This window comes from Pseudomonas sp. RL_15y_Pfl2_60 (genome assembly GCF_963970595.1).
Taxonomy (GTDB): Bacteria; Pseudomonadota; Gammaproteobacteria; order Pseudomonadales; family Pseudomonadaceae; genus Aquipseudomonas.
On record NZ_CAXAOE010000002.1, the window covers coordinates 39993 to 57142 of the forward strand.

The 17150-nt window shown below is 60.7% G+C and carries 2 protein-coding genes; both read right to left on the reverse strand.

Going from position 1 to position 17150, the window contains the following annotated elements; all coding sequences use genetic code 11:
- Window positions 1–15: 15 nt before the first annotated feature.
- A complete protein-coding gene (locus AACY26_RS05400) occupies window positions 16–13962 on the reverse strand; it encodes a non-ribosomal peptide synthase/polyketide synthase (RefSeq protein ID WP_339511805.1) in 13947 nt (4648 codons plus the stop codon).
- 52 nt (window positions 13963–14014) lie between these two features.
- Window positions 14015–17077 (reverse strand): non-ribosomal peptide synthetase, encoded by a 3063-nt coding sequence (locus AACY26_RS05405; RefSeq protein WP_339511807.1) that lies wholly within the window; start codon window positions 17075–17077, stop codon window positions 14015–14017.
- Window positions 17078–17150 lie beyond the last annotated feature (73 nt).

Genomic DNA, 17150 nt, shown 5'->3' on the forward strand with positions numbered 1-17150 from the left:
GGTGCTCGTCGCTCGCTAGCTTTGGGAATTCTCTTTGGGCTTGAGCTTGCTCAGCAGTTTGTCCAGGGACTTCTGATTCAGCGCCTTGGCCAGTGGGAAGTCAGATGGCATCAGCGCTCCCGCCTGCGGGTCGAGGCAATGCTCGACCAGTGCCTGCAAGTGCTCCAGCAAACGCGCTGGCAAATGGCTGTCGGCGTCTGGGGTCACGCTGTGCCATTGCAGATGCAAGGCGCCATCCTCCAGCCATGCCACCACTTCACGGCCATGGGTCACCCGGTTGGTAAGTGCGACTTCAGGCGGTGGATTCAGGCTGCTTGCACGCAACCAGCCCTCAGGCGTTTGTTCATGCCCAAGATAGTTGAACAGCACATCGCCGCGCCCCGCAGGCAAATCACCGCGTTGGCGCAGCAACCCATGACCAAGGCCCAGGCCCGGCACGGCGCGTAAGGCTTGCTTGGCATTGCGCACCCAATCAGCGTGCGTACCGCTGGAATTCACCCGTAGCGGATAGAGGGTGGTGAACCAGCCGACGGTGCGGCTCACGTCCAACCCATCGAACGGTGCATCGCGACCATGACGCTCCAGATCGACCACTATGTCAGCGCGATTTTCAGCTTCTGCCAGGGTGGCGGCGAGGGCGGCGATCAGCAGCTCTTCAGGTTGGGTGCGATAGGCCGCGTGCGACTCAGTCAGCCACTGATGGGTGCGGCTGCTATCCCAGCGCGCCGACAGGGTTTGGCGCTCTGCGATTGTGGCTAGCGGCGCAGAGTTAACCGTCGACTGGCCAGCCCAGTATTGCTGTTCAGCACGGATCTTCTCGGCATGGGCTTGCATATGTTCGGCCCATTGCCGGTAAGAGGTTGTCTTGGCTGGCAGGCTCGGGTTCTCACCACGCTCCAGGCCTTGATAAAGCTGCTGGAAATCTTCCAGCAACGGCGTCCATGACACCGCATCGATCACCAGATGATGAGCAACCAGATACAGGCGTTGCGGTTGACCCTCCAGCAGAGCGGCTGCAAACAGCGGGCCTTGCTGCAGGTCCAGGCTTTGCGCGACGTCCAACAACTGCTCCGGGCGGTCGCAACAGATCAGTTGTGCTGGCGATACTTGAGCGATATGCGCTTGCCATTGGCCATCGACCTCAGAAAAACGCAGACGCAAGGCGTCGTGATGGGCGATCAACCGATCAAGCGTGACCTGAACCAAGGCCGGTTGTAGCAGATGATCACTGTCGGCCAGTACCGACTGATTCCAGTGCGCGGCCTGCGGTTGTTGTTGGTCGAAGAACCACTGATGCAAGGGCATCAGCGGCATCGAACCGCTAACTTCACCTTGTTCAGCCTGACACAGCAACGGAGTGACCAACTGCGCGAGCGCCGCCGGAGTCGGCGAACGGAACAGGTCTCTTGGGGTAAGCGAATAACCTTGTTCGCGCAGGCGGGAGATCAGCTTCAGGCCGAGAATTGAATCGCCGCCCAAGGCGAAGAAACTGTCCGATGTACCGACCTCGCGGCCACCGGTCAGGGTTTCGCCAAGTAGCTCGCCAAACAACTGGCAAAGCAGGCTTTCCAAAGTATTGCGCGGTGCGGCGTAATCCGTCTGGGTTTGCGGCAATGGCAGCTTGGCCAAGGCCTTGCGGTCGATCTTGCCGTTAGTGGTCAGTGGCAAGGCCGGGACTTCGACCCACACCGCTGGCACCATGTACGCGGGCAACTGGGCGGTAAGCAATGCGCCCAACTCTGGCTGCGGTGAACTGCTGCTGTAGAACGCCACCAATCGGTTATCGATCACCAATGTGCAGGCGCCGGTGATTGCCGGCAAGTCGAGCAGCGCCGCATCGATTTCGCCAAGTTCGATACGCTGGCCACGCAGTTTGACCTGATGATCAAGACGGCCCAGGTATTCGATATTGCCGTCAGCCAGGAAGCGGCAACGGTCGCCGGTGCGATACAAGCGATCACCTTCAACAAATGGGCTGGCAAGGAAACGTTCTTGGGTCAGCTCCGGGCGTTTCAGGTAGCCGCGGGCCACGCCGACACCGCCGATATACAGCTCGCCGATGCTGCCTATTGGCAACGGCTGCATGCTTTGATCAAGGATATACAGGCGCAGGTTGGCGATTGGCTTACCGATTGGCACGATTTGATCATCTTTCGAGCAGCGCCATACCGAAACATCGATTGCCGCTTCAGTCGGGCCGTAAAGGTTGACCAGCGCCGCCGGGTGTTGGCCCATAAAACGACGCACCAGATCAACCGGCAACGCTTCGCCGCTGGCGAATACCTGACGTAGACTGTGACAGTCGGTGAGACTCGGTTCCTCGACAAAGGCGCGCAGCATCGAGGGCACAAAGTGCAGGGTGGTGACCTGTTCCTGCTGGATCAACTGGCTCAGGTAAGCCGGGTCGCGATGACCATCGGGACGCGCCACCACCAGCGTTGCGCCCGTGATCAGCGGCCAGAAGAATTCCCACACCGAAACGTCGAAGCTAAAAGGCGTTTTCTGCAATACGCGGTCGTTCGGGCCAATCGGGAAGGCGTCTTGCATCCAGTGCAGGCGGTTCATCAAGGCGCCGTGCTCGTTCATCACACCTTTGGGTTGGCCGGTGGAGCCAGAGGTGTAGAGCACATAGGCCAAGTCATCAGCCGCGACACTTAGCGGCTCACCCACTTCAGCATCTGGCAAGGTATCCAGCGTCCAGATGCTGTGACCGGCTGGCAATTTTGACAGCCACTGCGCTTGAGTCAGAGAGATCTGTGCGTCGGCGTCTTCAATCAAAAATGCCAGACGCGCGGCAGGCAATTCAGGGTCCAGCGGCAACCAGGCGGCACCGGCATGGACAATGCCGAGCAGGGCGACGACCATTTCAACCGAGCGCTCCATGCACAGCGGCACAATCGATTCACGACCGACACCGGCACCGCGCAAGGCACGGGCAAGCTGTTGCGCCCGCTGATCCAACTCGGCGTAACTCAGGCGCTGGCCTTCAAACACAAGCGCCGGAGCGTTAGGACTCAGAGCTGCTTGCTGGCTCAAGGCCGTGTGTAGGTTGTTCGGGCCGGGATACTGGCGTTCCGTGGCGTTCCAGCGCGCCAGTTGTTGCTGATCCTGTTGTTGCGGGAACAGCTCGACCAGTTTGCACTGTGGCGTGGCCACCAATGCATCCAGCAAGGCGCACCATTGGCTGCTCCAGCGCTGCATCGTGAGCGGCTCGAACAACGCCGATTGGTATTCCAGACTCAGCGTCATGTCGCTGCCATCGTCCTGAACTTCCCAGCTTTGTTCGAACTTGGCGTCGATCACCGGCAACATCTGCTCTTCAAGCTTCAGCCCCGGCCATTGGTTGCTCTCCATGCGGCCATAGTTGAGGGAGAACAGCACCTGGAACAGCGGCGTGCGGTTCAAGTCACGCTGCTGTACGACTTCACTGACCAATGTGGCGAATGGAAGATCAGCGTGGAGCTGGGCCGCACGCAGGTCGGCCTCAAGGCTGGCGAGCAACTGTTCAGCAGGCGCCTGCTGATCGACTTCACTGCGAATCACCAGGGTGTTTACCAGGCAGGCCAACAATGTCTGGGTTTGCGCATTTTCACGTTGGTCCGCCGGGGTGCCGAAGCGAATCTCCCGCTGACCGCTGTATCGGGCCAACAGCGCACTCAGCGCCGTGGCCAGCACCACGTAAACGGTGGTGCCGCGCTGGCGGGCGAACTGGCGAATGGCTTGAGCACGCTGGGTGCCAAGCTGCAAGGTCACTTGTCCGGCGCTACGATCAGCTTCGGCGCCGCGAGGACGGTCGATGGGCAGGTCGAGTTGGTAATTATCCTGGCCCAGATGATTTTTCCAGTAATCCAGGCTGTGGTTGCGTCGCGCCTGGGTGTCCGGGTGTTGTTGCCACAAAGCGAAATCGACGTAGTCAATTTGCAGTGGCGCCCAGGCGGGCAGTTGGCCGTGCAAACCGGCGGCGTAGGCCTGGGCCAGCTCGTCGATAAGCAACTGCATGGCCCAACCGTCGGTGGCGCTGTGGTGCAGACACACCAACAACAGGTGTTCGTCGCTGTCCTGGCGTTGCAGCAAGTGCGCCCGCCAAGGCGCAGCGGCGGCCAGATCGAACGGCGCCATCAAGTGGTTTTGGGCTTCAGTACAAGCTGATCTCCAGTCTTGCGCTGACACTGAACTGAGCATCAGTTCCGGCCCATGGTCGTCGATCAGTAACTGTGGCTCGCCATCCACTTCGATAATACGGCTGCGCAGCACCAGATGCCGCTGGCTGATCTGGGCGAACGCTTTACGCAAGACCTCGACCAGCAGTTCACCTCGTAAGATCAGGGCAAACGGCATGTGATACTCGCGGGACTCCGGCACCAAACGGCTGAGCATCCAGAACCGACGCTGAGCCAGCCCCAGCGGCAATTGCGCCGGACGCGGTTGCGGACTGATCGATTCAGTTGGTATTGCCGCATGCAGATGCCCAGCCAGCGCCTTCACCGTGGGTTGGGCGAAGACCAGTGACAAAGGCAGGGTTGCGCCGAGACGCTCACGCACCCGTGCAACCAATCGGGTCGCCAGCAAGGAGTGGCCGCCAAGCTGGAAGAAGTGCTCGTCTATGCCCACAGGCGAGCACTCAAGCAGTTCGCTGAACAGTTCACAAAGCACCGTTTCAGTAGTATTGCGCGGCGCGATGTGGCTCTGCTTGCCCTGGTTTTCTGGCAGCGGCGTAGCGGCCAGTGCCTTGCGGTCGAGCTTGCCGTTGCTATTGAGCGGCAGACTGTCGAGTTGCACCAAGAGGTTGGGCTGAATGTGGGCAGGCAGGCTGTCATTCAGCGCGGCGCGAATGACGGCCTCATCGGCGTCACCACACCAGAAACTCAGCAAACGCTGATCGAGCAACAAGGTTGCGGCTTCGCGAACACCAGCCTGCGCCAGTAGCGCCGCATCGATTTCCCCAAGTTCGATACGCTGGCCACGCAGTTTGACCTGATGATCAAGACGGCCCAGGTATTCGATATTGCCGTCAGCCAAGAAGCGGCAACGGTCGCCGGTGCGATACAGGCGATCACCCTCGACAAATGGGCTGGCAAGGAAACGTTCTTCGGTCAGTTCCGGGCGTTTCAGGTAGCCACGGGCCACGCCGACACCGCCGATATACAGCTCGCCGATGCTGCCGATTGGCAAAGGCTGCATGCTCTCATCAAGGATATACAGGCGCAGGTTAGCGATTGGTTTGCCGATGGGCACTATCAAATCGTCCTTCGAACAGCGCCATACTGAGACGTCGATGGCTGCTTCGGTCGGGCCGTAAAGGTTGACCAGTGTCGCCGGGTGTTGGCCCATAAAGCGGCGCACCAGATCAACCGGCAACGCTTCGCCGCTGGCGAATACCTGACGCAGGCTGTGGCAGTCGGCAAGGCTCGGTTCTTCGACAAAGGCGCGCAGCATTGAGGGCACAAAGTGCAGGGTGGTGACCTGTTCCTGCTGGATCAACTGGCTCAGGTAAGCCGGGTCGCGATGGCCATCGGGGCGCGCCACCACCAGCGTTGCACCGGTGATCAGCGGCCAGAAGAATTCCCACACCGAAACGTCGAAGCTAAAAGGCGTTTTCTGCAATACGCGGTCGTTCGGGCCAATCGGGAAGGCGTCTTGCATCCAGTGCAGGCGGTTCATCAATGCGCCGTGCTCGTTCATCACGCCTTTGGGTTGGCCGGTGGAACCGGAGGTGTAAAGCACATAGGCCAAGTCATCAGCCGCGACACTTAGCGGTTCAACTGCTGACGCCTTTGGTAATGAATCAAGCGTCCAGGCGGTGTGACCGGCTGGCAATTTTGACAGCCACTGCGCTTGAGTCAGGATGACTTGTGCATCGGCGTCTTCAATCAGGAAGGCCAGACGCGCGGCAGGCAACTCAGGGTCCAGCGGCAACCAGGCGGCACCGGCATGGACAATGCCGAGCAGGGCGACGACCATTTCAACCGAGCGTTCCATGCACAGCGGGACAATCGATTCGCGGCCGATACCGGCGCCGCGCAAGGCACGGGCAAGCTGTTGCGCCCGCTGATCCAACTCGGCGTAACTCAGGCGCTGGCCTTCAAACACAAGCGCCGGAGCGTTAGGACTCAGAGCTGCTTGCTGGCTCAAGGCCGTGTGCAGGTTGCTCGGGCCGGGATACTGGCGTTCGGTGGCGTTCCACTGAACCAGTTGGCGATCGCGCTCTGCCACAGGCAAGGGTGTCCAATCGCCGAGGCGGGTCTGGGGCGCGTCGAGCATGGTTTCAAGCAATTGCTGCCATTGCTGCAACCAGCGCCGGGCCGTGGTTTCGCTGAACAGCGCGGCGCGGTATTCCAGCAACACCGACAGCACCTCGCCGTCGTGTACTTCCCAGTTCAGGTCGTACTTGGTGGATTGGGCGGTCACGGCCCGCTCGCTAACCTGCAACTGCGGCCAATGCTGGCTCGACGAATCGGCGTTCTGCATGGCGAACAACACTTGGAACAGCGGCGTCTGGCCGAGGCTGCGTGCTGGCTTGAGGTGCTCCACGACCTGATCGAAAGGCACGTCCTGATGCTGCTGGGCATCCAGCACGCGATTGCGCACCTGGCTCAGCAAGCCCTCGAAATCAAGGGCCGGATCGAGATCAGCCCGCATGACCAGAGTGTTGACGAAGCAGCCAATCAGCGGTTGCAGCTCAGCGAATTGGCGTTGGGCCACCGGACTGCCAAGCCGCACGTCACGCTGGTTGGCGTAGCGTCCCAAAAGCAGTTGCGCCGCAGTCAGCATCAGCATGTACAGGGTGGAACCGCGCTGTTGGGCGAACTGGCGCAGGCGCTCGACCAAGGCGCTCGGCAGTTGCAGTTGTACCGCGCCAGCAGTTGGATCGAGCTGGTTCGGACGAGCCTGATCGGTCGGCAGATCGAGCAAGTAATCGCCGTCTTCCAGTTGTTTGCGCCAGTATTCAAGCTGGCTGCTGAACGCTGCCTGTTGCTTGGGTTCGTGCTGCCAAAGGGCGTAATCAGGGTATTGCAGGGCCAGCGCGGGTAGGGTTGCCGTGGAGCCTTGGCACTGGGCGGTATAGAGCTGTCGCAGCTCATCCAGCAAATTCTGGCTGGAGGCATCGTCGGTGGCGCAGTGATGCAGGTTGAGCAGCAGCAGCGACTGAGCGCTGTCGCTGCGTTGTATTAGCGCGGCACGAAGGGGGATCTGGCTGGCGAGATCGAAACGGCGTCCGGTTTCCGCGTGGATCGCCTTGTCTGTCAGTTGCTGCCAGTGCTCGTCACTGGTCGCCTGCAATACAGTCACTGGCAGCTCGATATCGACCTGAGGTTCGATGAGTTGTATCAGCTCGCCGTCAGCATCGCGCAGAATACGGCTGCGCAGGATTTCATGGCGTTGAACCAGCCTGTTCAGAGCAGTTTTCAAGGCTTGGCTGTTGAGATCACCTTCCAGTTGCACGGCGCTGACGACGTTGTATTCGCCACCTCCGGCACTCAGTTGTTCCAGAAACCACAGGCGTTGCTGTTCGAACGACAGCGGCAGCCTGGCCGGGCGAGCGGCCGGGACAAATGCAGCCGCAGGTGCCTGCAGCGGATCGCCCAGCGTTGCTGCCAGAGCTTCCAGCGTCGGCTGTTCAAACACCGCGCGCAGCGCTGGCACCGTGGTGAACTGTTGGCGCAGACGGGCAAATAACACCGCCGCCAGCAGCGAGTGACCGCCGAGGTAGAAGAAGTGGCTGTCGCGACCGATTTGGCCCAGCGGCACCTTCAGCAGCTCGGACCAAAGCGCGGCGAGCTGCTGTTCGGCGACTGTACGCGGCGGATTCTGGGCGTCAGGTGCGGTTTGAATGTCTGGAGCAGGCAAGGTCTTGCGATTGAGTTTGCCGTTATCGGTCAGCGGCAGCTCATCGAGCAACACGAACGCCGAAGGCACCATGTAGTCGGGCAGGGCGGCGCCTATTGCCTTGCGCCAGGCGTCAATATCAGCCTGGGCATCGCTGGTGACGTAAGCCACCAGACGCTTGTCGCCGGGAACGTCTTCGCGGGCCAGCACCACGGCTTGGCGTACGCCGGGCTGAGCGCCGATCAGCGCCTCGATCTCGCCCAACTCGACCCGGAAACCACGGATTTTAACCTGGTGATCCATGCGCCCGAGGTATTCCAGCTGGCCGTTGGGCAACCAGCGCACCAGATCGCCGGATTTGTACATCCGCGCACCTGGCAGCGGCGAAAACGGGTCCTGGATAAACACCTTCGCGGTCTGCTCGTCACGGTTGAGATAACCCTGGGTCACGCCAGCGCCACCGATGTGGAGTTCCCCCGGTACACCAACCGGCATCGGGTTGAGGAAGGGGTCGAGGACGTAGGTACGCACGTTGGCGATGGGACGGCCGATGATTGGCCGCTCCGGGAAATCGTCTACCGCGCAACCGGTGGCATCGACCGTACATTCGGTCGGCCCGTAAGTGTTGAAGAAACGGCTGCCAGCAATCGATGGCAGGCGTTGCCAGAGTTGCGCATCAACCGCATCGCCACCGAACAGCACAAAACGCGGCAGATAGGTTTGGCCACTGCGCACGCCGTCGCTTTCGAGCAGGCCCTTGAGCTGCGCCGGGGTGCATTCAAAAGCATCCAGCTGGGTGTCGCTGAAGAACTGGGCCAGCGCTTCGGGGTCGTAACGCACCGCTTCCGGCGTCAGGTACAGGCTGTGGCCGTCAAGCAGCAGGATGAGTTCTGCCACCGAACTGTCGAAGGCGAATGAGTAGTTGAAGCTGGTACGCATTGGCTGGTCGGTATAGCGCCGGTACAGGCCATGAATACGCGCCCAGGCCAGGTTGACCACTGATCCGTTGGTGACCAAAGTGCCCTTGGGTTTACCGGTGGAACCTGAGGTGTACATGATGTAGGCCAGATCATCCGGCCCGGCCAGCGGTTCGGGATTGTGATCCGGCTGATCGGCGAACAGCGCGGCATCGCTGTCCAGACGCAGGCGTGGCAAATGTACGCCAAGCGCTTCCAGCAAGCCTTGCTGGCCAAGGAACAGCGCTGGTTGCGCGTCCTCGAGCATATATGCCAGGCGATCGAGCGGATAAGTCGGGTCCAGCGGCACATAGGCGCCGCCAGACTTGAGAATACCCAGCAGACCCACCAGCAGTTCCAGCGAACGCTCGACACAGAGCGCCACCGGACTATTGGCCACTACCCCGCGACTGCGCAGGTAATGAGCAACCTGATTGGCCCGGCTGTTGAGTTCGCCATAGCTCAGGCTGCGACCTTCGAAGCACAAGGCATCACGGTCCGGGGTGCGCTCGGCCTGCTGTTCAAACAGCTGGGCGAAGCACAGGTGTTGTGGCACCTCCATTTCGGTACGGTTCCACTCGACCACGGTGCGTTGCCATTCCGCGTCCATAAGCAACGGCAAGGCTGCTACCGGACGCTGCGGCTCGGCGAGCATGAAGTCCAGCAAGTGTTCGAGGCGGGCCAGGGTTTGCCGCGCGCTGTCGGCGACAAAGAGGTCGAGGGCGTACATCAACTCCAGCTGGATCGGTGCATTGGCCGGACAGAGCACATGCAGGTCAAGATCGCATTCGGATTGCTTGAGCGGCGTATCAAGGGCTTCAAACTCAAGATCGGAGAAGCGCAGGCGCGACTCCATGGCCAGTTGCTGGGCAACCATCACCTGATACAGCGGTGCATGGCTGAGGCTGCGCGGCAGTTGCAGGCTGTCGACCAATTGCTCGAAGGGCAAATCCTGATGTTGCAGGCCTTCACGCAGACGCTTGGCCACCTGGCCCACCAGCGCTGTGAAATCGGCGTGGGGTTCGAAGTCGGTGCGGATCGCCAGATTGTTGAGCAAAATGCCGAGCAAGCCTTCAGTGCCCGGTTGTTCGCGATGAGTGACGGGGGTGCCGATCAAAACAGTGGCATCGCCGCTCAAGCGATGCATCAGCACGGCGAAACCAGCAAATATCACCGTAAAGGGCGTGGTGCCCAGGCGACTGGCAAAGGCCTGCATCCGGCTGCTGAGTTCGGCGCTCAGTTCACGTTGTACGATACCGGCGCGATAGCTTTGCACCGAAGGCCGCGCATGGTCGGTGGGCAGCGCGAGCAAAGGGCTGCTGTCGCTGTTGCTGCGATCCAGCGTTTTGCTCCAGTAATCGAGTTGGCGCTTGAGCTCATCACCTTGCAAATGCTCGCGCTGCCACAGGGCGAAGTCGGCGTATTGCACCGGAAGGTCAGGCAGTTTGGCCGCTGCACCATTGCAGCGGGCTTCATAACCCAGAGCCAGCTCACGCAGGGCGATGGTCGCCGACCATGCGTCAGAAACCAGGTGATGCAGGGCAATCGCCAGCACATGTTCGTCCGGCCCCAGGCGCAGCAAGTGCGCGCGCAACAAAGGTGGGGCGCTGAGATTGAAGGGTTGCGTGAAGGTGTCGTGCAAGGCACTGAACTGCGCGCCTTCGCGGGCGGTGGTTGGCAAGCCGGACAAATCATCGAACGACAAGGCAATGCTCAATGAGTCGCTGATGTGCTGGCACGGAACGCCATCAATGTCTCGGATACCGGTGCGGAGGATTTCATGGCGGGCCAGCAAATCATTGAGGCTGGCGTGTAGCGCCGGAACATTTAGATCGCCTTTCAAGCGCAGGGCGAAGGGGATATTGAACAGCGTGGTGCCGGGTGTCAGTTGCTCGATAAACCACAAGCGCTGTTGCGAGAACGACAGCGGCAACTGTGCAGGACGCGCCTGGGTTTTCAAGGCAGGGGCCACAGCGGATTGCGGCGAGGCAGCTTCTGCCTGGCGCTTGGCAATCGCCTGAGCAAGCAGCGCCACGGTTGGTTGTTCGAACAACAGCCGCAGCGGCAAGTCGAGTTTAAAGTGCGTCCGCAGCCGCGCCACGATTTGTGTGGCCAGCAGCGAATGACCGCCGAGAGTAAAGAAGTTGTCTTCCACGCCAACGCTGTCGCGGCCCAGTACTTCGGTCCAGATCCCGGCTACAGCCGCTTCCTGTTCGTTGCGCGGTGCGACGCTTTGCTGGGTGTCGGCTTGCCAGTTCAGCTCCTGAGCAGCCAGAGCCTTGCGGTCGACCTTGCCGTTGGCGTTCAGGGGCAGACGGTCAAGGCAAAGGAAGGCCGCTGGCACCATGTACGGCGGTAATTGCCCGCGCAGGTGGCTGCTCAGTTCGTCGTGACCCAGACGCTCGTCGTGAGCAGAATAGTAAGCCACCAGCCAGGCTTCGCCGACGTGGTTTTCCCGCAACAGCACCGCTGCCTCGCGCACACTCGAGTGTTGAGCCAGACGGTGTTCGATTTCCGTGAGTTCAATGCGATGGCCACGCAACTTGACTTGCTGGTCGCGGCGACCGAGGTATTCGATCACGCCATCGGCACGCCAGCGGCCCAGGTCGCCAGTGCGGTAAATGCGCCCCTCAAGTTGCGGATGAACAATAAAGGCGTCGGCAGTGCGCTGCGGATCGTGCAAATAGCCACGACCAACACCGACGCCGCCAACACAGATTTCCCCAGCCACGCCGACCGGCAGCGGGCGCAGGGCTTCATCCAGCACGTAAAGGCGATTGTTGGCTGTCGGCTGACCGATTGGCATATGGCTGACGTCGGCATCCGGTGCAGCAAAGATCGGCTGGAACGCCACATCGTCGGCACATTCGGCGGGGCCGTAGGCGTTCATCAGGGGAATGTCGGGGAAGCGCGCGAACCAGTCACGGGCCACAGTCGGGGGCAGGGCTTCACCGGTAGGCATCACCCAACGCAGGTCAGGCAGTTGCAGGTCGCAAGGGCACAGCGCGAGCAGCGTGCGCATCAGGCTCGGGACAGTTTCAAGCACGCTCAGGCGTCCACTGACAAGCTCATGCAGCAGGCGTTGCGGATCGTGGGCTACTTCGTCCGGCAGGATATGCACGGTAGCACCCAAAACAGGTGCGGCAAGGAATTGCCAGACTGAAATATCGAAGGCCACCGAGGCAGTTTGCGCAATCCGGTCTTCGGCATTCAGGCCCAGAGCTGGCACTTTGCCGAAGATATTATTGAGCATGCCGCGTTGTTCGATCATCACCCCCTTGGGCGTGCCGGTCGAACCCGAGGTGAACAGCACGTAGGCCAGACTTTCCGGGCTGCCCAGCAACGGCAAGGGTGCATCATTGCCGGCTTGCCAGCAGGCTTCGGCGAACAGGGCAGCAGGTGCCTGGTCAAGGCCGCTCAACAGTTGATCAAGCAGGCTGCTGCAACCTTCACTGGCGACCAACAGCGGCGCGCCAGACAGCTTGAGAATTTCCCGCAACCGCTCCGGTGGATGGTTGACTTCCAGCGGCAGCATGGCGGCGCCCGCCTTGAACACGGCGATCATCATGGTCAGCAGTGGCAGGCCCCGAGGGGCGACCAGCGCGACCAATTGATCTGTACCGGCCCCGGCTTCACGCAGGGCATGGGCCAGACGCGTGGCGCGGCGATCAAGCTCGGCGTAAGTCAGCGACTCAGCACCGCAGACCGCGACCACCTGATCGCCGCGTTGAGCCACTTGTGCGGCAAATAGCTGGGCGTAGCTTTGCTCCAGCGGGAATGCCTGCGGGTTGAGGGCCCATTCGCCCAGCAGTTGTTGGCGCTCGTCGTCGCTCAGCAGTTCGAAACTGGCCAGCGTGGCATCCGGCGCGGCGAGCATGCCACGCACCAGACTGGCGAGGTGACCGAGCAGGCGCTGCACTGTTGCGGTGTCGAAGCGATCGCGGTCGTAAGACAGGCGAATACCCAGTTGTTCGCCGGGCAGAATCACCAGCGTCAGGCCGTAATGGGTGTGAACGCTATGGTCCATGCCATCGAGGCTGAACTGGAAACCGCCTTCGAGAATCTGTTCGTCGATGGGCGCGTTTTCAAATACCAGAATGCTGTCGAACAGGGTTTCGCCGCGAGGAAAATCGCTCCAGCCCTGAATGTCGGTCAGCGGCGTGTGTTCATAGTCACGCATATCGAGGTTCAGCCCTTGCAGGGCATTGAGCCACTGGCCAAGCGATGCCTCGGGGTCGACCGATACCCGCAACGGCAGGGTATTGATAAACAGGCCGATCATCTCCGCCACGCCGGCCAGTTCCGCCGGACGCCCAGCCACGGTAACGCCGAATATCACGTCCTGTTGGCCGCTGTAACGCGACAGCAGCAGCGACCATGCGCCCTGAAAGAAGGTATTGGGCGTAATCCGCTGGGCACGGCAGAACGCAGCCAGCGCCTGGGTTTCCTCTTCGCTCAAGTGAATCAGCTGGTCGTCCACCAGCACGGCGTCGGTGTAACGGTCACGGCTGACGCCGTTGTCTACTGTCAACGGCGTAGGCGCATTGAGCCCCTGTAACTGACCGCGCCAGAACTGTTCAGCCTTGTTTGCATCCTGGCGTTGCAGCCACTGGATGTAATCGCGGAACGGGCGTGGGCGCTTGAGGTGCGGGGTGCGGTCGTTGCACAGCGCTTCATAGACGTTGAGGAAGTCCACGGTCACCAGCGAAATGCACCAAGCGTCCATGAGAATGTGATGGAAGCTGCGGATAAACTCGTAAGACTCATCGGCCAGCCGCACCAGGCGGAAGCGAATCAGCGGCGGCTTGGACAGGTTGAAGCCGACTTTCTGCTCATCGTCCAGCAAGCTGCGGATTCGCGCTTCCTGTTGGTCTGGAGCCAGTCCGCGCAGGTCGATTGTGTCCAGCGGCACCTTGACTTCGCGGTGGATCACTTGCACCGGCTGTTTCTGGGTTTTCCACTGGAAACTGGCGCGCAGTGAAGGGTGCAGCGCCACCACCTGGCGCCATGACTCAATGAACGCCACTTCGTCGATGGCACCGCCGATGCGGTAGCGATCCTGCATCAGGTAGACGCCGGAATTTTCATGCAGCAGGGAGTGGAATAGCATCCCTTGCTGCAACGGTGACAGCGGGTAAACGTCTTCGATCGGATTGCTGCTGTTTTTTTCGTGAGTCATTTAAAGCGTCCTGCAAAATAAGGGGCGACGGCGCGGCGAGTTGGGAGAGCGGTCAAAATTCGGACTCATCGAGCTCGGCCAGCAACGCCTGCATTTCGTCTTCGGTCAGGCCCGAGGCGCTGAATTCGCTGCTCTGGACCTGCGGCTGCCCGGTATCGGCGGTCAGCAGCTGTGCAACCTCGGCCATGCCGGCAATGGTCTGGCGTTCGAATACATCTTTGGCCGACAGCGCGATGCCTTGTTCGCGTGCCTGGGCGACCACTTGCAGGCTGAGAATCGAGTCGCCGCCAATGGCGAAGAAGCTTTCGGTGACGCTTACAGAAGGCAGTTTCAGGACTTTGCCGACAATCGATTGCAGGCTGCTTTCCATGGCGTTGCGCGGCGCTACATGGGTGCTTGCGTCGAGCTGGTCCGGGTCAGGCAACTGGTTCAGGTCGAGCTTGCCGTTGGGGGTACGGGGGAAGCTCGCCAAGGTCAGCACCTGGGCTGGCACCATGTATGACGGCAGGCGTTCGCCGAGGAAACGCTTGATCGCTTCCGAGTTGGGCGCGTAACCGTGGGCCGCCAGAACGTAAGCCAACAAGCGCTTGCCAGCGGCGTGTTCCTGAACGATCACTGCGGCTTCGCGCACATCACTGTGGCTGCACAGTTGCCGCTCGATCTCGCCGAGTTCGATGCGGTAGCCCCGCAACTTGACCTGATGATCCTTGCGGCCAAGGAACGCCAGACGGCCGTCCGCCAGCCAGCAGGCGAGGTCGCCTGTGCGGTAGGCGCGGGTGCCATCAGCGAGGCTGACAAAGGCTTTGGCGGTTTCTTCGGGTTTGTTGCGATAGCCTCGGGCCAGGGTTGGGCCAGCGAGCACGATTTCCCCCGGTTCGCCGATACCGCAGATCAGCCCGTGCTCGTTCAACACCCGCAAGTCCATACCGGCAATTGGCCGACCAATGCTCAGGCTGCGGTTTGGGTCGAGCACTTCATAAGTGGCCCAGACGGTGGCCTCGGTGGGACCGTATTCATTGACTAGCGTGGTGTTTGGCAAGGACCTGCTGTGCTGCGCCACCAGCGACGGCGGGCAGGCTTCACCGGCGACTATCCAGCATTCGAGGCAGTCAGCACCTGCTGTGCGTTGCAACTGGTCGATCAGCGCTTGATACAAGGAGGGCAGCGACAAACCATGGCTGACCCGGTGCCGGGCAATCAGTTGGGCCAGCCTTGGCATTTCCAGCTCTTCGCCAGGGGCCGGTAATACCAGGCGTCCACCTTGGGCCAGGGTCCAGAAAATCCCCGCAACCGAACTGTCGAAGGCAAAGGACGACAGCAGCAAATAAGCCCGCACTGGCGTGGCGTAGCTGGTCATGCGTACCTGGGTCGAATAACTCAGGGCTGCGTGGCTGATTTCCACGGCTTTCGGCGCGCCGGTGGAGCCTGAGGTGTAGATCAGGTAGGCCAGATCGTCGGCACCTGGGCCTGCCAGCGGCGGCAGTACTTGGCTATCGGTCGCGTTCAGCTCGTCGAGAACAAAGCGTTGCAGGCTGGCGGGTACGCTGTTGGCAAGTTCGGGGCTGACCACAATGTGTGCGATGGCGCTGTCGGCCAGCATGTAGGCGCGACGATCCGCTGGATAACTCGGATCAATCGGCACATAGGCGCCACCGGCTTTCAATACCGCAAGCATGGCGACCACGGCGGCGTTACCACGGGCAAACAGAATACCCACGGGCACACCAGCACCAATCCCGCCAGCCACCAATTGATGAGCCAGGCGGCTGGCGTTGGCATCAAGCGCCGCATAGCTCAGGTCGCCATCCTTGTCGCTCAGGGCGATGGCATCCGGCTGTTGCCGTACTTGACGGTCGATCAGCTCGACCAAGGTCACGGGTTCGATGGCGGGCAGAGTCGCCTCGGCATTGATGGTTTGCAATTGAAGCTGCCCAGCCAAAGGCAGTTGTGTCCAGCCCTGTTGCGGTTCGTTCAATGCGCCTTGCAACAGTTGTAGCCATTGTTCGCCGAGGCAGGCTGCGGCATTGCCACTCAAAATATGGCTGTCGTAAATCAACTGAGCCTCAATAGCATCCGCTGCCTGATACAGGTTCAGGCAGGCTTTTACTGGGTTCATCACCGCGCGGGCATGGCGCTGCCCGGCATCAAGCTGACGCCAGGCGAATGCGTAGCCGCCATTGAGATCATGGGTGTAGTAATCCTGCCAACCGACACTGCGTTCAAGGCTGGTTGCAATGGTTTTGCTTTGCTCCAGCAGTGTTGCCTGGGTATCCAGGTCGAAACGCAGCGGCAGGCATTGCTCGAACAGGCCCAGTGCGCTGTCCAGTTCGGGGCCACGGTTTTCGTCAATTACCGTCAGTGCAATCTGCTGTTGACCGGCGAGGCGTGCAAGCAAGGCAGCCCAGGCCGTGAGCATCAGGTTCGATGTCAGAGCCGGGTGCCGGGCAAGCTGTGCGGGGAGGGTGAAGTCTAGTTGCTGCGGGACAAAACCATCGCCCGAGGCGGACAACAGCGACAACTGCAAGCTGGGTTGTTCACTCTCCGCCAGCGGCTTCCAGAAGGTCACGCCCGGATGGTCAGGCTCATCTTCGCTCAGGTTCCAGCGCCATTCGGCGTAGTCGGCATATTGCAAGGCGTCGGCGAGCTGAGTGTTGCTGTCTTGCAGCAATGCCCGGGCCAGCAGCTTCAGACTGCTCAGGTCGAAGTGAGTGCTGGCAGCTGCCAAATCGAGTAGCGATTGTTCATCAGACAACTGTACCAACGTCACTGTCAGCGGCTGCGCCCAGTCATTGGATTGTTGACCAAGGTGGATCAGTGCTGCGTCCTGCCCGGCAGGGTCAAGGGCGCGCAAGTCGAGCACGGCAATGGGCAGATCAATGGATTCATCGATCACCTGCACCGGATGACGCAGGCCCGGCACGGGCACCAGGCGGGTGCGCAGGATTTCACAGGCGGCGATCAGGTCGTTCAGCCGTTGCGTGAGGATCTCAGCCGATACAGGAGAGCAGCAGTTCCACTGCAAATGGCAGCTAAATGGATGTTGGGCGCTACCGTTGATGTGCTGATACACCGAAGCCTGTTGCGGCGAAATGCGAAAACCTTGGAGTCCGTTCATTTTCAACTCGACTGCAAATTGTGAGTAAACCTGGGTGTGACCAGAGACACGAACCTACTGACTGGAATCAGTC

Coding starts and splice junctions, on each gene's coding strand:
- AACY26_RS05400 (WP_339511805.1), bottom strand. CDS start 13,962: ATGACTCACGAAAAAAACAGCAGCAATCCGATCGAAGACGTTTACCCG.
- AACY26_RS05405 (WP_339511807.1), bottom strand. CDS start 17,077: ATGAACGGACTCCAAGGTTTTCGCATTTCGCCGCAACAGGCTTCGGTG.